Below are 17,774 nucleotides of genomic sequence, written 5' to 3' on the forward strand. Positions count from 1 at the left end.
CACCCGCCCGAGAAAGAAGAGAGACAGGACATGACAAAGACAGCAGCGATTGTTGGCGGTGGGGTGATCGGCGGCGGATGGGCCGCGCGGTTCCTGCTGAACGGGTGGAACGTGCAGGTGTTCGATCCCGACCCGGAAGCCGAGCGCAAGATCGGTGAAGTGCTGGCCAATGCGCGGCGCTCGCTGCCGGGGCTTTCGGATGCTCCGCTGCCCGAGGAAGGCAAGCTGAGCTTTCACGATGACATGGGCGCAGCGCTGAAGGGCGCGGTCTGGATTCAGGAAAGCGTGCCGGAAGTGCTGGAGCTCAAGCACAAAATCTTTGCGCAGATCCAGTCGCATTGCGACAAGGGCGCGGTGATCGGCTCTTCGACCTCGGGCTTCAAGCCGAGTGAATTGCAGCAGGGGGCGGACGCGCCGGGGCAGATCATCGTGACCCACCCGTTCAACCCGGTCTACCTGTTGCCGCTGATCGAGGTGGTGACAACCGAGGCGAATGAAGCCGCTTTCATCGAGGCGGCCAAGGCAGAGCTGACCGGGCTTGGGCTTTACCCGCTGCATCTGAAGAAAGAGATCGACGCGCATATTGCGGACCGTTTCCTTGAAGCGGTGTGGCGCGAGGCGCTGTGGCTCTTGAAAGACGGGATCGCCACGACCGAAGAGATCGACAACGCGATCCGCTATGGCTTTGGTATCCGCTGGGCGCAGATGGGGCTGTTCGAGACCTATCGCGTGGCCGGCGGCGAAGCCGGGATGAAGCATTTCATGGCGCAGTTCGGGCCTTGCCTGAAATTCCCCTGGACCAAGCTGATGGATGTGCCGGAGTTCAATGATGAGCTTGTCGATCTGATCGCCGGGCAGTCGGACGAACAATCCGGGGCCTATTCGATCCGCGAACTCGAACGCATCCGGGACAATAACCTTGTGGCCATGATGCGGGCGCTCAAGGCGCAGGACTGGGGCGCGGGCGCCTTGTTAAAGTCGCATGACACGTTACTGAAGGGTGGCACGCCGCTCGGCACCCCGCTTGAGGCGATGGGTGATCTGAGCCAGCCGATTGTGACGCTTGCGCGGGCGGTGCCGCTCGACTGGACCGATTACAACGGCCACATGACGGAATCGCGCTATCTCGATGCCTTTGCCCAGTCGACCGACCGGTTCATGGACCTGATTGGCGCGAATAACGAGTATATCGAAGGCGGCATGAGCTATTTCACCGCCGAGACCCATATTCGCCATCTCGACGAGGTGCGGGCAGGTGAGCGGATCGAGGTGCGCACGCAGATGCTGCTCGGGCAGGGCAAGAAGCTGCACCTATTCCATTCCATGTATGCAAGCGACAAGCTGCTGGCCACGGGCGAGAGCTTCCTGCTGCATGTGAGCCTTGAGACGCGTCGTCCCTGCGAGCCGTCCGAGGCGGTGTCGGCGGCGATGGCCAAGATCGCCGAGGCGCAGGCCGGGCTGCCCTATCCCGAGGGGGCAGGCAGCGCGATCCGGGCGCCAAAGTGAAACGCCGGGTTCTGATCACGGCGGGCGCGGGCGGGATCGGCCGCGCCATGGGCGAGGCCTTTGACGCGGCCGGGTTCGATGTCTGGGTTTCGGATGTGGACGAGGCCGCGCTGGCCGCCTGTCCCGATAGCTGGGCGACCAGTTTGACGGATGTGTCCGATGAGGCTGCGGTCGACGCGCTGTTTGCCGAGGTGGCGGGCAAGTGGAGCGGGCTGGATGTGCTGTGCATCAATGCCGGCATCGCCGGGCCGACGGCCTCGGTCGAGAATGTCGCGCTGGCGGACTGGCGCGCCTGTCTGGGGGTGACTTTGGATGGCGCGTTTCTTACCGCGAAACACGCCATTCCCCTGTTGAAACAGGGGCGGGCCGGATCGATTGTCGTGACCTCTTCGACTGCCGGTCAATATGGCTATCCCAATCGCTCGCCCTATGCGGCGGCGAAATGGGGGGTGATCGGGCTGATGAAAACCCTAGCAATGGAGCTGGGCGGCGACGGTATCCGCGCCAATGCAATCTGCCCGGGCGCAGTGGAAGGGCCGCGTATGGAGGGCGTCTTACAGCGCGAGGCGGCGGCCAAGGGGATGACGCGCGATCAGGTCTATGACGGCTATGCCAGCGGCACCGCGATGGGACACTTCGTCGAGGCGAGGGACATTGCTGATATGGCGGTGTTTCTGGGCAGTGACGCGTCGCGTCTGGTGTCGGGTCAGGTGATCGCGGTGGACGGGTTTACGGTGAATCCGGACCCAAAGGTGTAATCAAGCGGCGCGCCTGTCGGCGCATTCTTTTTGTCGATTTGGCATGCCCTAGCGGGCGTTGCGCTTGCCGAGAGGGTGTTGTTCAGCGGGGCGCCTGCGGCGCATTCTTCCGGTTTGATTTGCCGCCCCATGCGGATGTTGTCTTTACCGGATAAAATCGCGCAGGCGTTTGAGATGTTTGGGGAAGTGTCGGGCCGAGAGATCGGCCTCGCGCACGAGCATGTCGAAATGGCCGGTGAAGGTGGCGATGCGGTCGCTGTCGCGGAAGGCCATGTAATGTCCACCTGCATAAAAGACGCAGAGCAGCGGGCCGAAAATGGTGATCGGCGCGGAATATAGCCGTTTCGCGTCAAAGAGATAGATCCGCAGGCGCGGGTAGAGCTGGTCGCAGAGGGCAAGCAGGAAATCGATCTGTTCGCGCCGCACCCCGGCATCGAGATCGTGGTAATAGCCGATGCCCTGCGCGAAACAGTAGAGCTCGTAGATCGGGATACAGATCTCGTAATCCGAGGCCGAGCCACGCATCCATTGCAGCCGGTCCTCGGAGGCGCCGATGGCCTGATCGGCGGTGCGGCCCAGATGGGGTTTGTATTCCCATTCGATGAGGGCGCGTGTCTTGAGCATGTCGGGCAGGGAAGCGGGCACGTGGCGGATCTTGTAGCCCGCCGCCTCTTTGTGCCAGTCGAAGATTTTCTCATCGACCAGCGCGCGCGGGGCTTCGGTGAGCGAGAGCGATCCGGCCATGAGTTCCGCTGCGCTTTCGCGACGGTCCGAGAGCGACAGGAGCCAGTCGGCAGACACCCCGAGCACCGAGGCGCAGGCCCCGACCACATGGGCATTAGGCAGCCGCGCCCCCTCATCCGCCAGAAGCTGGGAGATCGTCGACCGGTCCACCCCGATGCGCCGTGACAACTCGCTTTGCGTGGTGCCGGTCTGGGCCATTGCGTCGGCGAGGCGGGCGCGGAATTGGGCAGCCCTAACCCTTTTGTCCATTTTTTCGATCATATGTTCACAAATATCATCACTGTGGAGATTTGTTTACTGTAAACCGAATTGTCACAGTTTTGTGATGCTGTTTACTGGAGGCGGGACAGACACGGAAAACAACAATGACAATTGCGACACGCGCGCGGGTACAGGACCGCGCGCCGACTGTGGAGTGGTTTACATTCCTATTGATAACAGGATGTTACGGAACTTGGTTGGGGGCCTTGTTCTGGGCAGCAGCGCCTCTGGGGGCGGCGATCATACCGGTGGTGAGTTTTGCCGCCGTTCTGCATTCATCGCTGACCCATGAGGCGCTCCATGGTCATCCATTTCGCAACCGTTTCTGGAACGAGGCGGTGATGTTCCTGCCGCTGTCGCTGAGCGTGCCTTATGCGCGGTTCCGCGATCTGCATCTGGCGCATCACCGCGATTCAAACCTGACCGATCCTTATGACGATCCCGAAAGCAATTACCTTGACCCGGTGGTCTGGGCGTGGCTGCCCATGTGGCAGCGCGGGCTCTTGCGCGTCAATAACACGCTGGCGGGGCGCATCCTGATCGGGCCGGTGATCGGGCAGGTGGTATTCATGGCGTCGGAACTGCGCCTGATCCGGGCCGGGGCGCCGGGGGTGGCGCGGGCGTGGGGCGCGCATCTGATCGGTGGGGCGATGGTGCTGGCGCTGGTCTGGCTTTCGCCGATGCCGCTCTGGGCCTATCTCGTGGCCTGCTACATCGCGCTGGGCGTGCTGCGCATCCGTACATTCCTTGAGCATCAGGCCCATGAAAAGGTGCGTGGTCGCTCGGTGATCATCGAGGATCGTGGCGTGCTGGCGTTTCTTTTCCTGAACAACAACCTGCACTTGGTCCACCACATGCATCCCGGCGTGCCGTGGTACCGGCTGCCCGCCATCTACCGGGCGGGGCGGGCGCGCTTTCTTGCGATCAACAAGGGCTATACCTACCGGTCCTATGGCGAGGTGTTCCGGCGCTTTTTCCTGCGCGCGAAGGACCCTGTGGTGCATCCGCTCTGGCGGGGGCCGGGAAAGTAAGTCATTAGCATGGCATGGAATTATGGATCCCCGTCACGCTTGCGGCCGCGTCGTTCCAGACGGCGCGGTTCATGCTGCAAAAGACGCTGAGCACCACGCGGCTGAGCGCCGCCGGTGCGACATTCGCGCGGTTTCTCTATTCTGCGCCCTTCGTGCTGATCGCGCTGGCGATCTATCTCTACGCCACCGGGAAATCCCTGCCGCCGCTGGGGCCGGCATTCTGGGGCTTTGCTGCCGTGGGCGGGCTGACGCAGATCCTTGCGACGGTCTTTGTCGTGATGCTGTTCAAGCAGCGCAATTTCGCGGTGGGGATCACCTTCAAGAAAACCGAGGTGATCCAGACCGCGCTGGTCGGCTGGGTGGTGCTGGGCGAGGGGGTGAGCCTGCCTGCGTTTCTGGCCATCCTGATCGGGCTGATCGCGGTGCTGATCCTGTCGAATACGCCCGAGATCACCGGGCCGTGGTGGCGGCAGCTGACCTCACGCGGGCCGTTGCTGGGGCTGGGATCGGGCGTGCTTTTCGCGATTTCTGGGGTGACCTATCGTGGCGCGTCGCTCCAGCTTGACCTTGCCGCGCCCGAGCGGGCCGGGATCACGCTGGCTGCAGTGGTGACGATGCAGATGATTGCCATGGCGGTCTGGCTGACTTGGCGCGAGCCGACCGAGATCCGGGCGGTCTGGGCAGCGCGGCGCACGGCGGTCTGGATCGGGCTGACCTCCATGGCTGGCTCGTTCTGCTGGTTCACGGCCTTTACCTTGCAGAACGCCGCCTATGTGAACGCGCTGGGCCAGATCGAGATGGTGCTTTCGCTGCTGGCGACGGTGCTGTTCTTCCGCGAGAAAGTCTCCACGCGCGAGTTGTTCGGCATGGCGCTGCTGGGCCTGTCGATCCTTGTGCTGATCGCGGTGATCTGACGGCTTAGTCCGGCTGCGGATAGCCCTTGAGGCGGAGGAAAAGGCTTTCTTCGGCGCCATTGTGGAAATAGGGCACGGATTGCGGCGGGTTTTCATCGCGCACGCGGGCCTCCACCTCGGCCAAAACCACCTCGGTGATGAAGGGCAGGTCGAAATTGCGCGCGTCGGTCAGCCTGATCCATTGCAGGTGTGAAAGCTCGTCGCAGGCGGCGTCGAAGTCATCCAGATCGCCCTGGATATGGGCGGCATCGACAAGGAAGAACCGTGCATCGAAACGGCGCGGGCGGCCCGGCGGCGTAAGTGCGCGGAACACGAATTGCAGCGCCTCGGCCGAGGGCAGGTGGCCGGTGGCGGCAAAGGTTTCCCAGTCGGGCGGCGGGACCATGGGCCAGTCGCCGGGCGTGCCGAGCACCAGACCGGTTTCCTCCCACAGCTCGCGGATCGCGCCGGCAGCCAGCGCGTGCTGAAGCCCCGGTTCGGCGTTTTCGGCCAAGCGTTCACTACAGAGCGCGGGCAGAGGGCGGGCCAGAGGAATCTCGGCATCGCCCGGGTCGATCGCGCCGCCGGGAAAGACGAACTTGTTTGGCATGAAGGCGGCCTTGGCGCCGCGCTGGCCCATCAGAATGGCAGGTTCATGATGACGGTCACGCAGCACGATTACCGTGGCTGCGTTCCGGATTGCCGATTTGTCTATGCTCATTCGCCCCCCTTCGCGGGGCGTCTCTTAGCCGGTTTTCCCGAAGCCATAGAGTTGTCGCGCCCATTGATAGCCGACAATCGCCCCTTTCAGTCTGGGCAGAAGGTAGAGGGATAAACCGACGCAGCCAACCGCAAAAATGGTGAAGAGTGTCATCGGTTCAGGGCGCCATGTGACAAAGGCGAAATGCAACCCCGGCGCCATCAGATGGCCGACGATCAGGATCGTCAGATAGGCGGGGCCATCGTCGGCGCGGTGGTGAAAGAATTCCTCTCCACATACCTGACAGCTGTCGTTTACCTTGAGATACCCCTTGAGCAGGGGACCCGAACCGCAATTGGGACATTTACGCCGCCAGCCACGCCACAGCGCTGGTTTCAGCGGGCGTCCGTCCGTTTTCTCATCGGTTTGCGGCAGCTCCGATGGGGTCGTCACAATGGTATCATGGCTCATGGCAATCGTACTCCTTGCGCAGAAAATACGCTTTGATGCGCGATCCGAAAGGGGGCAGGTCGCCGTTGCGTCGCGATGTCGCAAAGCCGGGCGGGAAAAAAAATCCGAAAGCGATGCGACGGAAACCCGGGGGGGCCGCGTTTGAGATGTATGGTCGGCGGGACAAGCCGGTCGAGTAAAGAGGAAAGATATGATGAATTACAAAGGTTTTATCTCGGGCATTCTGGTTGTCGCAGCGACTGTGACGGCGACGTCGGTTCTGGCCGAGGGCCGTATGCACCCGCGTCCCGAGCCGATCAGCTTTGAGTCGCTCGATACCAATGGCGATGGCGGCATCACCATTGAAGAGATGCAAGCCCATCGCATGAACCGCTTCAACGAGGGCGACGCGAACGGAGACGGCGTGCTGGACCGCGATGAGATGCTGGCCGGTGCGATGAAGCGGGCCGAAGCGCGGGTCGACGGCATGATAAAGCGCTTTGACAAGGACGGCGATGGCATGATTTCCGCCGAGGAAATGCCGCAGCCGCCGAAGGACCGCGCCGAGCGGATGTTCAACCGGGTCGACGCCAATGACGACGGTGCCATCTCGGAAGAGGAATTCGCCCAGATGCAGGAGCGGATGAAAGAGCGTCACGGGGACGGCCACATGAAGCGGGGCGACAAGGGCGAAACGAAACCCGCGCCGCAGGATTGATCCGGTGCCGGGACGCGCGATCCTGAGCGGCTTGCCGCAGGACGGCGTGTCCCGGGAACGGGCATGGGTCTGGCCGGGACCGGCCGGACATGCAAGGAAGAGGGTCAGCAGCCTGACCCCGGTAACGACGGTTCCCGCCACGGCGGGCACCGCAGCCCGTCCGCGGGATCAGCGACAGGCAGGCAGGAAAACGGAAGTATCGCCCTCTATGACGTCCATCCAGGATCACGATGCCAAGTGGCTGGAACGTTTTGCCGCCGGTGATCCGCGCGCCGCGCGGGCGCTGACCGACAGTCTGGCGCCGCGCAGCTATGCGGTGGCCCTGCGGGTGCTGGGTGATGCGGCGGCAGCCGAGGACGTGGCGCAGGATGCGATGTTGCGGCTCTGGCGGGTGGCGCCCGACTGGGAAAGCGGATCGGCCAAGGTGTCGACCTGGCTTTACCGGGTGACGCTGAATCTCTGCATCGATCTCAAGCGGCGGCGGCGCGGGGGCATGGCCTCGATCGACGAGGTTGCCGAACCGGCCGATCCGGCGCCCACGGCACCGGAACAGATGCAGGACGCGGCCCGCGTGGACGCGTTGCAGGTGGCGCTGATGCAACTGCCCGAGCGGCAACGCGAAGCGGTGGTCTTGCGCCATATAGAGGAATTGTCCAACCCGGAGATCGCCGGGATCATGGATATCAGCACCGAAGCCGTTGAGAGCCTGACGGCGCGGGGCAAACGGGCGCTCGCCGGATTGCTGGCCGGGCGCAGGGAAGAACTGGGGTATGAACATGGATGACGAGCACAGCGATCTGAACGCGTTTTTCGACGCCGCGCGGCGTGACAGTGTCGTCCTGCCTGATGGCTTGCGCGCGCGCATACTGGCGGATGCCGGACGGGAGCAGGGCCGGGGCGCACCGGGTGCGACCGCTGGTCAGACCGGTTTCTTTGAGCGACTGCGCGAAGTGCTGGGCGGCTGGGCCGGGATCGGCGGGCTGGCGGCAGCCTGTGCCGCCGGTGTCTGGATGGGCTTTGCGCCCCCGGCTTCGATGCCCGATCCGGTGGCGATCCTGATGCAGAACACCGAGACGCAGGTCGATCTTTTTGCCAGCGAGACGCTGCAAATGGCGATGGCAGAGGATTTCTGAGATGGTTGAAGATGTGAAACCCGGCCGGTCGCGCCGGTTCCGTATCGTTCTGATCCTTTCGCTGGCGGCGAACCTTCTGTTCATCGGCTTGATGGTAGGCGCGGTCATGCGTCAGGGCCATGACGGTCCAAGATACCGTGACCGTCCGCCTTCGGTCGGGGCGGCGCTGTTCCGGGCGCTGCCGCGCGAGGACAAGCGCGAGATCCGCGAGGCTATGCACCAGCGGGACAGCCTTGTCAGGGATGCGGAACGGCAGTCGGATTTCGCCGAGATCCGAGCCCTTTTGATCGCCGAGCCTTTCGATTCCGCGGCACTGGAAGACGCTATGCGTCGCCAGATCGACAAGCGCCACGATTTCATCGAGCAGGCACAGGTGGACTGGGTCGCACGGATCGCGGCGATGGATGCGGGCGAGCGGGCCGAGTATGTCGAACGGCTTGACCGGGTGATCGAAGAGAAAACCAGCCGCAAAAAGCCCTGAGAAGTGCCGGATCAGGCCGCCTGTTCCGGGGACAGCATAACCTGATTCCGGCCGCCGTTCTTGGCCTGGTAGAGCGCGCGGTCCGCTTCCTCGATGAGGGATTTCGCGCTGCCTTCGATATCCGAGGGCAGGATGTCGCCGGGCAGGCCCACCATCGCGCCGATGCTGATCGTGAGCGGCACGGGTTCGTGATGGTCCTTTATTGCAAAGGGGCGCGCGTTGATTTCGCGGCAGAGCCGTCCTGCGACCTCGGTTGCCGAAGCACTGTCGATACAGGGCATGACGATCATAAATTCCTCGCCACCGACACGGGCCAGCATGTCGATCGGGCGCATCAGCCCGTGCAGCCGGTCGGCGGTTTCGACAAGCACCGCGTCGCCCGCGAGATGGCCGAATTCATCGTTGATCCGCTTGAAATGATCGAGATCGGCGAGCAAAAGCGCGAATTGCGTGCCATCGCGCACGGCCTCGCGCAGGGTCCGGCTTAGGTAGGGGAGCGCGTAGCGACGGTTGTAAAGCCCGGTCATCGGGTCGAGCACCGCGTCGCGCAAGCCGCTGCGGACCGAGGCGCGCAGCTGGTCGAACCTTGCCTTGCGCTGCAATTGCTTGTCGAGCCGCAGCATCAGTTCCGCCGGGTCGAACCCGTTCTGCATCACGTCATGCGCGCCGCGATCGAGCGCCTCGACCGCGCGTTCCATATTGGCCGGATCGACTACCGCGATCATCGCCGCGTGATGGGTCGAGGCGCGCGCCCTGAGATCGGAGATCATCTGAAGCCCGTTCAGATGCGGCGCGTTCGACACCTCGATCACGAAGGCATCGGCCACCGGGTCCGCCAGCAGCGCCTGTATGTCGTTGCTGGGATGAACGGTGAAATGATGCCGTCCTTCGGACTTGAGAGCCATTTGCCAGCGCAGGGCCGTGCGGCTGTCATTGCTGATGACGGTGACGCGGGCCTTGCGGCCAAAGCTGGCGACCGGTTCGGAGAACCCGAATTCGCGGGTGGCGACGGCCGAGAGATAGGGATCTTCCTCGGAGAGGCGGGCGCGCATGAGCGAACGGATCCGTGCCTGAAGCAGGCGGTCGCTGATCGGTTGGTTAATCACGTCCTCGATCCCCGAGGCGAGCGCGGCGATGCGGCTTTCCTTGTCGTTTTCGGCGGCGATGGCGATGATCGGGATGCGCGGGGTAAGATCAGGCTGGCCGATGATGCGCCCCACATCCATCGCGTTGCCATCTGGCAGGCGCATCGCGGTGAGGATCAGATCGGGCCGGCAGCGGCGCAGCAGACTTGGCAGGTCGGTAATCCGGTCGGCCTGCACCACGTGATAATAGGAGGCCGACAATTGAACCTTTAACATGATTCGGTTCGTGGAAATTCCATCTAGGATAAGGATGGTACCAAGCACATCGGAGCCTTTCCGAATTCGATTATTATTTGAATGACAATGTTGACGAGAGACCTTAACAAACTGTTTCCGCTGACTGAAAAGGGGCTGTGATTTGTCAATCTCAACCGAAGCCGCCGAGGTTCTGGCGCTCCAAGCGCTGGGCTGGCTGTTGTCGCAGGACGAGCTTTTGCCGGTTTTCCTCGGCTCGAGCGGCACCAGCGAAAGCGACCTGAGAGAACGGGCAGGAGACCCGGTTTTCCTTGGATCCGTGCTGGATTTCCTGTTGATGGACGACGCGTGGATCGTGTCGTTTTGCGACGCGAACGAAACCCCCTATGACCGTATCATGATGGCGCGTGCGGCGTTGCCCGGCGGTGAGCAGATGAACTGGACCTGACCCATGACAATCGAGGCGATCATTTTCGACAAGGACGGCACGCTGTTCGATTTCGCTGCGACCTGGGTGGCCTGGGCCGAAGGGTTTCTTCTGCGCGCGACGGATGGGGATCGCGCCCGCGCGGCCAGGATTGGTGATGCCATCGGGTTCGATCTCGAGGCGCGGGAGTTCTCGCCCGAGAGCATCGTCATCGCGGGTACGCCCATCGAGGTGACCGAGGTGCTCGCGCCCCATTTCCCCGAGCTGAGCCGTGAAGACCTGTTCCGGATGCTGAACGAAGAGGCCGAGATCGCGCCGCAGGCCGAAGCTGTGCCGCTGGCGGCTTTTCTTGAGCAGTTGAAAGGGTTTGGCCTGCGTCTTGGGGTAGCGACGAATGACGCGGAAAGCCCGGCGCTGGCCCATCTGGACGAGGCCGGCGTGCGCGGGATGTTCGATTTCATCGCCGGGTGCGACAGCGGTCACGGAGCCAAGCCCGCGCCCGGACAATTGCTGGCCTTTTCCAAGCAGATCGGCGTGGCGCCGGAGCGGATCGTGATGGTGGGTGACAGTACCCATGATCTATTTGCGGGGCGCGCGGCGGGGATGAAGACCATCGGGGTGCTGACCGGCATGGCGGTTGAGGGTGATCTGGCGCCGCATGCGGATGTGGTGCTGCCCGATATCGGGCATATCCCCGCATGGCTGGGGCGCTGCTCCGTCAATTAAGGTGACCAAAGGCCGAATTGGCTGGCCTCTATCCGAAAACGACAGATCCTGTCGCAATTGGCGCGGCAAGCTTTTGACTGCTTTGGCCTTCTGAATGCGCAACAAGCGGAGGTCGTCATGGGTGATACGTTGAGCAGGCGCAAACGCGGCGGCGGCCGGGCCGGCAATGCAGCTCGGCGTGGCGGGGCTGTCATCGAGCAGATGCCGTGGCGGCTGCCGATCAATGTGGATCGTCCGACCGAACCGCTCTCGGAGGAAGGGGTGGCCGCGATCCACGAGGGCGCGATGCGTATCCTCGAAGAGATCGGCGTGGCTTTTCTGAACGAGGAGGCGCTGGAAATCCTGCGCGAGGCCGGGTGCAGCGTTTACGGCGACGTGGTGCGCATGGACCGCGCCTTCGTGATGGAGATGATCGTCAAGGCGCCGTCGCAATTCACCATTACCCCGCGCAACCCGGATCGCGAGATCATCATGGGCGGCAAATACATGCTGTTCGGCAATGTTTCATCGCCGCCGAATTACTGGGACATGTCGATCGGTCGCAAGGTGGCGGGCACGCGGGAAATGTGTGCCAACATGTTGAAACTGACGCAGTACTTCAATTGCATCCACTTCGCGGGCGGCTACCCGGTCGAACCCGTCGACATCCATGCGAGCGTGCGCCATCTGGACGTGCTTTATGACAAGCTGACGCTGACCGACAAGGTGATGCACGCCTATTCGCTGGGGGCCGAGCGAGTCGAGGACGTGATGGAGATGGTGCGCATCGCGGGCGGGCTGAGCCACGAGGAATTCGAGGCCAAGCCGCGCATGTATACCAATATCAATTCGACCTCGCCGCTGAAGCATGACCATCCGATGATCGACGGCTGTCTCCGGCTGGTGCGGCGCGGGCAGGCGGTGATCGTGACTCCGTTCACGCTGGCCGGTGCGATGGCGCCGGTGACGATGGCGGGGGCTGTGGCGCAATCCATCGCCGAGGCGCTGTGCGCGATTGCCCTTTTCCAATACGTGCGGCCCGGCTGTCCTTGCGGGATCGGGACGTTCACCTCGAACGTCGACATGAAATCGGGCGCGCCGGCCTTTGGCACGCCAGAATATATGCGCGCCACGCAGATGACGGGGCAACTGGCGCGGTTCTACGGTCTGCCGATGCGGTCCTCGGGCGTCTGTGCGGCGAATGTGCCGGACGGGCAGGCGATGTGGGAGACGTCAAACTCGCTTTGGGCGGCGGTGCAGTCGGGCACCAATATGGTTTACCACGCGGCGGGCTGGCTGGAAGGCGGGCTGATCGCGAGCCCCGAGAAATTCATTATGGATTGTGAGGTCCTGCAGCAGATCCAGCGCTATATGGAGCCTGAGATCTTTGCGACGGGACCAGAGGAAATCGCGCTGGATGCGATAAAATCGGTGGGCAACGCGGGCCATTTCTTTGGCACGCAGCACACGCAGGATCGTTACACAACAGCGTTTTACCAGCCGTTCCTTAGCGACTGGAAGAACTATGAGGGCTGGGAGGCGGCGGGTGCGGTCTGGACGCCGGAACGCGCACATGCTCTGTTCAAGCTCATCATCGAGAATTTCGAAGAACCGCCGATGGACGCGGCGATCCGCGAGGAGCTGGCCGCCTTTGTTGCGCGGCGCAAGGAGGAGGGCGGCGCGCCGACCGACTTCTGATCTGTCAGGGGGTTACGGGCCGCTGCATGGTGATCGAGGTCGGCCTGTCATAGCCCTCATGCGCGGTTTCGCCGGTCTTGACGAAACCCATCCTTTCAAAGGCGCGGTGGTTTTCGATTAGCTCCACCCGCGTTTGCAATTCAAGCCGGGGCACGCCAAGGGCGCGGGCGCGATCCTCGGCTATGGCAATCAAGTGATGTGCAAGCCCTTGGCCGCGAAGAGTTTTGTCGGTCGCCAGCTTGCCGATGTAAAGCGCATCGGGCCTGAACGTCAGCACCACGCAGGCGCGGGGCGGCGGGCCGAGTGACCAGACCTCACCCGTCTCACATGCCTTGGCCAGCGCCTCACGTGTGAGGCGATGCATGGAGGAGGGCGGATCGATCCGGCCCTCCATATAGGCAAAATTTTCCCGGATCAGGTTCAGAATGCGACCGAGATCAGGATCATCGCGGCTGTGGCGTTTCGGCGTGAACATGGGCCTATCTGAGCGGGTTTCCGGCGACCGGCAAGGCGGAAAACCGAAATATAGCTTTATTTGCCGTCGGTAAGCGGCAGGTTCGTAAAGTTTTATCATTGGCCGTTTCTTAACGTCTGAGCGCCATATGCTAACCCGACTTTCAACAAGGGTTCGCGATGCACGGCCTGATCAACAAGGCAGTCGAGACATTTTTCTGGCACACCTACGGGGCAGAGCGCTGGCAGCGCGTCGTCACGACGGCAGAGCTTGGCTTTTCGGAGTTCGAGGCGATGCTGATCTACGACGATGAGCAGTCGGAACGGCTGCTCGAGGTCGTCTGCGCCGAGATCGGCCGACCGCGCAACGAGGTGCTGGAAGATCTGGGCACTTTTCTCGTTTCCCACCCGATGCTTGAGCCGTTGCGCCGGCTACTGCGCTTTGGCGGGGTGACCTATGTGGATTTCCTGAATTCCCTCGACGATCTGCCCGACCGGGTCCGTCTGGCGGTGTCGGATCTGCACCTGCCGCAGCTGGAATTGCAGGAGCATATGCAGGGGCTGTTCAGCCTTGTCTGCGACCCGGACATGCCGGGATTCGCGAATGTCCTTGTCGGGGTGCTGCGGGCGATGGCGGATGATTACGGGGCGCTGGTCATGATCGATCATCGCCGACGCCGCGATGGGTCCGAGCTGATCACCATCGCACTGATCGAAACCTCATATGCGGAGGGGCGTACATTCGAACTTGGGGCGGGAACGGGATGACGCAATCCGACAATCTGGCTGCGATGCTGGATATCATGTGCCCGATGTCGATTTCGGTGGATCAGGACGGGCGGATCAGGCGCGTGGGGCCGACGCTGCAAAAACTGCGCCCGGATGAGCCCATGCCCGGGCGTTTGCTGCTGGATTTTTTCGAGATCAGGCGGCCCCGCAACAATAGCAATCTTGCCCGGGTGCTGACCCAACCGGGTGAGCGGCTCGATCTGCGGTTTCTCGATGCGCCGCGCACGGAACTGAAAGGGGTGGTCGCTCCCTCCCCGGATGGCGAGGGGGCGGTGATCAACCTGTCTTTTGGTATCTCGGTGCTGGATGCGGTTCGGGATTATTCCCTGACCTCGGCGGATTTTCCGGTGACCGATCTGACGATCGAGATGCTTTACCTCGTGGAGGCGAAATCCGCTGCGATGGAGGCATCGCGCAAGCTGAACCTGCGGCTGCGCGGGGCGATGATCGCCGCCGAAGAACAGGCCTTTACCGATACGCTGACCGGGCTGCGTAACCGGCGGGCGCTCGATGTGATGGTGCAGCGGCTGATCGACTCGCGCACGCGGTTCTCGCTGATGCAGCTCGATCTGGATTTCTTCAAACAGGTCAATGACACGCTGGGGCATGCGGCGGGCGACCACGTGCTGCAATGCATCGCCGAGATCATGCATGAGGAAACCCGCGAGAGCGATATTATTGCGCGGGTCGGGGGCGATGAATTCGTGATCGTTCTGAACGGGTTGGTGGAAAAACACCGGCTCAGCATGATTGCCCGCAAGCTGATCTCGCGGATCAGCAAACCGATCCCGTATGGCGGCGCGAAGTGTCGGGTGTCGGCCAGTATCGGCACGGTGCGCGCGCCAGAAACGGGGTTCGTCGATATCGACCTGATATTGCACCAGGCGGATCTGGCGCTTTACGCGGCCAAGCGGTCGGGGCGGGCGACGCATGTGTTCTACAGCTCTGACATGGACGACCGGCAGGCGCCGATGGGCGCGCCGGTCCGGCCGGCCCGCGTCGAACTTGACCGTCCGGCAAGACGCAAGCGGAGCTGAACAGGCAGGTCGCGCGATCGGGGAGAGGGTTCTGCTCCCGGAGAAGGAGGGTGACCTGAGACATCACGCGGAAACGTGAGATTTGCTGCCCGGTATCTCTGGGTCGTGGGCCGGGCGGAAATATCCTAGACATTCTTCCAATTTCGGCGCGCAGCCTATGCAAGGCTGAATGGCAGAACCGCGCCGAAACCGGCGGCGCAGCCTGTTGCATGGGCCTTGCTCCGGGCGCGGGGGTCGGATTAGGTTTAACCTGTTGGAAATCCGGCCTTTGCTTCCCCGTCGACCGGGGCGGGAGACGGCGGTCGAAACCGGGAGTGACATGCGTCTTGCTGTAGCAATCCTTGCGCTGCTGCTTGTGTTGGCAAGCGGCGCGTCGGCCTATCTGGTGCTGCAAGCCTGTGGTGTCCTGTTGCCGTTGACGGGCACGCGGATCAGCGTCTGCGAAGATCCGGGCCGCGCGGCGGTGCGGGCCGAGCTTGCCGGGGCCTTGCAGGAACGCGATGACCTGAGTGCGCAGGTCGCCGGGCTTGAACGCGAGATCGCGCTGTTGCAATGCAAGGCCGATCCTCCGCCACCGCCACCACCCCCACCACCGCCGCCGCCGGAAACCCCGAGCGGGCTTGCCCCTGATGCCTTTGATGAGAATGACATCTCGGTGATGGAAGGCTGCTGGGAGCTGTCCTCGAATTACGATGTGCGCGATATCCGGACGAACCGGATCACGCGGTTCCGCTACTGGCAGATCTGTTTCGACGAAAACGGCAACGGGCGCGAGGTGATGCGCGCGACAAATGGCACGCGGTGCGAGGGGCGGCTGAGCGGCACACTGAACAACGGGCAGCTGAGCATGCGCGAGCCGGGAAATCTGCAATGTGACAATGGATCCGAGATTTTCCGGCGCGACGTGTTCTGCACGCTCGATGCGCAAGGCGTTGCGAATTGCGACAGCCTGCAGCCGGAGATCAACGGCCGCGGTTCGGCCACGCTGCGCCGGGCAGGGAGATAAGAATGGCAGAGCATTATCTGGGCAAACTGAAGGTCGACAATGCCGATTTCGTGGAGATCGGCGGCACGCCCGCCCTGGAACAATACGACGCGCTCTACCGGCTGCTGAGCGAACGCGCCGGGCCGGAAGTTGCCGCGCTTTTCGCCGAGCCGTTGATCAGCCGGGGCAACGATGCCGCGCCGCCGACCGTGTCTTGGTATGGAGAGGGCGAGGGGCGACCGCTCGAGAGCCTGTCGGGGGCGGAACGGGCGCGGGCCGAAGCCTATCTGGCGGATCATCTGCGGCCCGTTCGGGCGCTGGCCGAAGAGCCGGGCGGTGCGCTTGCGATGGCGGCGCTGACGGTCTACGGGGCCGAGGATGTAATGGTCGTCGGCGATCGCCCGGTTATCGTCAACTGGGGTCTGATGCCGGGGGGGAAGGGCGCGAGCGTAGCGACGCGCCCGGCGCATTATGCCAAGACGCTTGGGAAATTCGTGCCGATGGAGGCCGCCGCGCGTCCTGTGTCCGAGCCGCCAAAGGCGGTGGCGACGGCGGCCGCCGCGCCGGTCACGCGGGTCGAAACCCGCCGCGTGGTGACGCCGCTGGCCTGGGTGCCGCTGCTTATTCTGCTTTTACTCGCGGGCGGAACGCTGGCCTGGCTGCTGACGCCGGGGGTACGGCTTTTTGCGGATGACACAGCCCCGGCGGTAACGGATGAGGCGCTTTTGGCAGCAACGCGGGCCGAGACCGAAGCGCTGAATGCGCGGCGCGATCAGCTGGAGGCGGCGCTAGCCGGAGCGGTCTGCCGCGCGGACGGGCAGTTGATCCTGCCGGGGGGACTGACGCCCGAAGGTCTTTTGCCGCCCGAACCCGGCGTGCAGCCTGCCGAACGGGCCGAGGCCGCGCCGGATGCGATCCTGCCGAGCCGCAGCAGCCGGGTGGTTATGCCGGATGAAACCTCGCTTTTGGCGCGGATCGAGGCAAGCACGGTGATGGTGTTGGCTTCGGGCGCGGGGCCGGTTTCGACAGGGTCGGGGTTCGTGATCGGGCCGGGGCTGATCGTGACCAACCATCACGTGGTGGAAAATGCGCTGGACGGGGCCGGGCAGGTGCTGGTGACGGGCGAGGCGCTGGGCGCGCCGCAACCGGCCGAGATCGTCAAGACCCAAGGCCCGCTGGCCGAGACAGGAGGCGATTTCGCTCTGTTGCGTATTGCCGAGACATCGCTGCCCGCGCTGTCGGTGCATCTGCCCGAAGGTTCGCTGGTGCTGAACAACGTGGTGGCGGCGGGCTATCCGGGCGATGTGCTGGAAACCGATGCCGGGTTTGCAGCCCTGCGTAGCGGCGATCTGAGCGCGGTGCCGGGGTTGACGGTTACCGACGGGATCGTGAATACAGAGCAGCAATTGTCGCCGACGACCCATGTGCTGTTGCATTCCGCCGCCTTGTCGAGCGGCAATTCGGGCGGGCCGCTTCTTGATATGTGCGGGCGGCTGGTTGGGGTGAATGCCTTTGTGCGGCAGGGGGTGATGCAGAACCGGGGCTTTGCGCTGACGACCGGCGATCTGATGGCGTTCCTGAACGGGACGGGGGCCGCGCCCACGGTCGTGTCGGAACCCTGCGCGCCGGTGGTGGCGCGCCCGGATGTGGCGGTTGGGGAATAGC

Annotated in this window: 20 protein-coding genes; 15 read left to right on the top strand and 5 right to left on the bottom strand. The window is 63.3% G+C overall.

The window, feature by feature from the left end:
• The first annotated feature begins 30 nt into the window (after window positions 1-30).
• Entirely contained in the window at window positions 31-1,506 is a 1,476-nt protein-coding gene (locus MF268_RS07250; RefSeq protein WP_238370240.1) for a carnitine 3-dehydrogenase, read from the top strand.
• The gene (locus tag MF268_RS07255; RefSeq protein ID WP_238370241.1) at window positions 1,503-2,264 is read left to right on the top strand and encodes an SDR family oxidoreductase; all 762 of its coding nucleotides are present in this window, start codon (window positions 1,503-1,505) and stop codon (window positions 2,262-2,264) included. Before MF268_RS07250 ends, MF268_RS07255 begins: the two co-directional genes overlap by 4 nt.
• Window positions 2,265-2,408: 144 nt before the next feature.
• Here MF268_RS07255 and MF268_RS07260 read toward each other — a convergent pair whose 3' ends face one another.
• On the bottom strand, window positions 2,409-3,269 hold the full coding sequence (locus MF268_RS07260) for a helix-turn-helix domain-containing protein (protein ID WP_238370242.1): 861 nt from the start codon (window positions 3,267-3,269) through the stop codon (window positions 2,409-2,411).
• Window positions 3,270-3,373: 104 nt separating this feature from the next.
• Between MF268_RS07260 and MF268_RS07265 the strand changes: the two genes are divergently transcribed.
• On the top strand, window positions 3,374-4,300 hold the full coding sequence (locus MF268_RS07265) for a fatty acid desaturase (protein WP_238370243.1): 927 nt from the start codon (window positions 3,374-3,376) through the stop codon (window positions 4,298-4,300).
• Window positions 4,301-4,314: 14 nt separating this feature from the next.
• Entirely contained in the window at window positions 4,315-5,214 is a 900-nt protein-coding gene (locus MF268_RS07270; RefSeq protein WP_238370244.1) for a DMT family transporter, read from the top strand.
• A 4-nt stretch (window positions 5,215-5,218) separates the two neighbouring features.
• Here the strand turns inward: MF268_RS07270 and MF268_RS07275 are convergent, their stop codons facing one another.
• Together MF268_RS07275 and MF268_RS07280 are read right to left on the bottom strand one after the other, a co-directional pair.
• Window positions 5,219-5,914 carry an NUDIX hydrolase gene (locus MF268_RS07275; protein ID WP_238370245.1) on the bottom strand — a complete coding sequence of 232 codons (696 nt, stop codon included), beginning with the start codon at window positions 5,912-5,914 and terminating at the stop codon, window positions 5,219-5,221.
• A 24-nt stretch (window positions 5,915-5,938) separates the two neighbouring features.
• The gene (locus MF268_RS07280; RefSeq protein ID WP_238370246.1) at window positions 5,939-6,364 is read right to left on the bottom strand and encodes a DUF983 domain-containing protein; all 426 of its coding nucleotides are present in this window, start codon (window positions 6,362-6,364) and stop codon (window positions 5,939-5,941) included.
• A 190-nt stretch (window positions 6,365-6,554) separates the two neighbouring features.
• On the opposite strand from MF268_RS07280, the gene MF268_RS07285 reads away from it, so the two are divergent.
• From MF268_RS07285 to MF268_RS07300, 4 genes are all read left to right on the top strand, one after another.
• Window positions 6,555-7,061 carry an EF-hand domain-containing protein gene (locus MF268_RS07285; RefSeq protein WP_238370247.1) on the top strand — a complete coding sequence of 169 codons (507 nt, stop codon included), beginning with the start codon at window positions 6,555-6,557 and terminating at the stop codon, window positions 7,059-7,061.
• 208 nt (window positions 7,062-7,269) lie between these two features.
• Entirely contained in the window at window positions 7,270-7,845 is a 576-nt protein-coding gene (locus MF268_RS07290) for an RNA polymerase sigma factor (protein WP_238370248.1), read from the top strand.
• Window positions 7,832-8,194, top strand: a complete 363-nt coding sequence (locus MF268_RS07295) for a hypothetical protein (RefSeq protein ID WP_238370249.1) — start codon at window positions 7,832-7,834, stop codon at window positions 8,192-8,194. Before MF268_RS07290 ends, MF268_RS07295 begins: the two co-directional genes overlap by 14 nt.
• Before the next feature lies 1 nt (window position 8,195).
• Window positions 8,196-8,675, top strand: a complete 480-nt coding sequence (locus MF268_RS07300) for a periplasmic heavy metal sensor (protein WP_238370250.1) — start codon at window positions 8,196-8,198, stop codon at window positions 8,673-8,675.
• A gap of 11 nt (window positions 8,676-8,686) precedes the next feature.
• On the opposite strand, the gene MF268_RS07305 is transcribed toward MF268_RS07300, so the two are convergent.
• The gene (locus tag MF268_RS07305; RefSeq protein ID WP_337926791.1) at window positions 8,687-10,084 is read right to left on the bottom strand and encodes a diguanylate cyclase domain-containing protein; all 1,398 of its coding nucleotides are present in this window, start codon (window positions 10,082-10,084) and stop codon (window positions 8,687-8,689) included.
• 94 nt (window positions 10,085-10,178) lie between these two features.
• On the opposite strand from MF268_RS07305, the gene MF268_RS07310 reads away from it, so the two are divergent.
• The 3 genes from MF268_RS07310 to MF268_RS07320 all read left to right on the top strand — a co-directional run bounded on the left by MF268_RS07310 (window position 10,179) and on the right by MF268_RS07320 (window position 12,845).
• Window positions 10,179-10,463 carry a DUF3572 domain-containing protein gene (locus MF268_RS07310; RefSeq protein ID WP_238370252.1) on the top strand — a complete coding sequence of 95 codons (285 nt, stop codon included), beginning with the start codon at window positions 10,179-10,181 and terminating at the stop codon, window positions 10,461-10,463.
• Between the two features lie 3 nt (window positions 10,464-10,466).
• The gene (locus MF268_RS07315) at window positions 10,467-11,168 is read left to right on the top strand and encodes an HAD family hydrolase (RefSeq protein ID WP_238370253.1); all 702 of its coding nucleotides are present in this window, start codon (window positions 10,467-10,469) and stop codon (window positions 11,166-11,168) included.
• Window positions 11,169-11,285: 117 nt separating this feature from the next.
• Window positions 11,286-12,845, top strand: a complete 1,560-nt coding sequence (locus tag MF268_RS07320) for a trimethylamine methyltransferase family protein (RefSeq protein ID WP_238370254.1) — start codon at window positions 11,286-11,288, stop codon at window positions 12,843-12,845.
• Window positions 12,846-12,849: 4 nt separating this feature from the next.
• Here the strand turns inward: MF268_RS07320 and MF268_RS07325 are convergent, their stop codons facing one another.
• Window positions 12,850-13,320, bottom strand: coding sequence for a GNAT family N-acetyltransferase (locus tag MF268_RS07325; RefSeq protein WP_238370255.1), 471 nt, complete (start codon window positions 13,318-13,320; stop codon window positions 12,850-12,852).
• A gap of 158 nt (window positions 13,321-13,478) precedes the next feature.
• On the opposite strand from MF268_RS07325, the gene MF268_RS07330 reads away from it, so the two are divergent.
• From MF268_RS07330 to MF268_RS07345, 4 genes are all read left to right on the top strand, one after another.
• The gene (locus MF268_RS07330) at window positions 13,479-14,066 is read left to right on the top strand and encodes a heme NO-binding domain-containing protein (protein ID WP_238370256.1); all 588 of its coding nucleotides are present in this window, start codon (window positions 13,479-13,481) and stop codon (window positions 14,064-14,066) included.
• Window positions 14,063-15,124 (top strand): diguanylate cyclase, encoded by a 1,062-nt coding sequence (locus MF268_RS07335; RefSeq protein ID WP_238370257.1) that lies wholly within the window; start codon window positions 14,063-14,065, stop codon window positions 15,122-15,124. The genes MF268_RS07330 and MF268_RS07335 overlap by 4 nt, the downstream gene beginning before the upstream one ends.
• Window positions 15,125-15,443: 319 nt before the next feature.
• The gene (locus tag MF268_RS07340) at window positions 15,444-16,130 is read left to right on the top strand and encodes a hypothetical protein (RefSeq protein ID WP_238370258.1); all 687 of its coding nucleotides are present in this window, start codon (window positions 15,444-15,446) and stop codon (window positions 16,128-16,130) included.
• A gap of 2 nt (window positions 16,131-16,132) precedes the next feature.
• The gene (locus MF268_RS07345; RefSeq protein ID WP_238370259.1) at window positions 16,133-17,773 is read left to right on the top strand and encodes a trypsin-like peptidase domain-containing protein; all 1,641 of its coding nucleotides are present in this window, start codon (window positions 16,133-16,135) and stop codon (window positions 17,771-17,773) included.
• Window position 17,774 lies beyond the last annotated feature (1 nt).

This window comes from Heliomarina baculiformis, from assembly GCF_019966545.1.
Taxonomy (GTDB): Bacteria; Pseudomonadota; Alphaproteobacteria; order Rhodobacterales; family Rhodobacteraceae; genus Heliomarina; species Heliomarina baculiformis.

Bases quoted from the DNA above. Each gene is read 5' to 3' on its own strand.
- MF268_RS07250 (WP_238370240.1), top strand. From the start codon at position 31: ATGACAAAGACAGCAGCGATTGTTGGCGGTGGGGTGATCGGCGGCGGA.
- MF268_RS07260 (WP_238370242.1), bottom strand. From the start codon at position 3,269: ATGATCGAAAAAATGGACAAAAGGGTTAGGGCTGCCCAATTCCGCGCC.
- MF268_RS07265 (WP_238370243.1), top strand. From the start codon at position 3,374: ATGACAATTGCGACACGCGCGCGGGTACAGGACCGCGCGCCGACTGTG.
- MF268_RS07270 (WP_238370244.1), top strand. From the start codon at position 4,315: ATGGAATTATGGATCCCCGTCACGCTTGCGGCCGCGTCGTTCCAGACG.
- MF268_RS07275 (WP_238370245.1), bottom strand. From the start codon at position 5,914: ATGAGCATAGACAAATCGGCAATCCGGAACGCAGCCACGGTAATCGTG.
- MF268_RS07280 (WP_238370246.1), bottom strand. From the start codon at position 6,364: ATGAGCCATGATACCATTGTGACGACCCCATCGGAGCTGCCGCAAACC.
- MF268_RS07285 (WP_238370247.1), top strand. From the start codon at position 6,555: ATGATGAATTACAAAGGTTTTATCTCGGGCATTCTGGTTGTCGCAGCG.
- MF268_RS07290 (WP_238370248.1), top strand. From the start codon at position 7,270: ATGACGTCCATCCAGGATCACGATGCCAAGTGGCTGGAACGTTTTGCC.
- MF268_RS07295 (WP_238370249.1), top strand. From the start codon at position 7,832: ATGAACATGGATGACGAGCACAGCGATCTGAACGCGTTTTTCGACGCC.
- MF268_RS07300 (WP_238370250.1), top strand. From the start codon at position 8,196: ATGGTTGAAGATGTGAAACCCGGCCGGTCGCGCCGGTTCCGTATCGTT.
- MF268_RS07315 (WP_238370253.1), top strand. From the start codon at position 10,467: ATGACAATCGAGGCGATCATTTTCGACAAGGACGGCACGCTGTTCGAT.
- MF268_RS07320 (WP_238370254.1), top strand. From the start codon at position 11,286: ATGGGTGATACGTTGAGCAGGCGCAAACGCGGCGGCGGCCGGGCCGGC.
- MF268_RS07325 (WP_238370255.1), bottom strand. From the start codon at position 13,320: ATGTTCACGCCGAAACGCCACAGCCGCGATGATCCTGATCTCGGTCGC.
- MF268_RS07330 (WP_238370256.1), top strand. From the start codon at position 13,479: ATGCACGGCCTGATCAACAAGGCAGTCGAGACATTTTTCTGGCACACC.
- MF268_RS07335 (WP_238370257.1), top strand. From the start codon at position 14,063: ATGACGCAATCCGACAATCTGGCTGCGATGCTGGATATCATGTGCCCG.
- MF268_RS07340 (WP_238370258.1), top strand. From the start codon at position 15,444: ATGCGTCTTGCTGTAGCAATCCTTGCGCTGCTGCTTGTGTTGGCAAGC.
- MF268_RS07345 (WP_238370259.1), top strand. From the start codon at position 16,133: ATGGCAGAGCATTATCTGGGCAAACTGAAGGTCGACAATGCCGATTTC.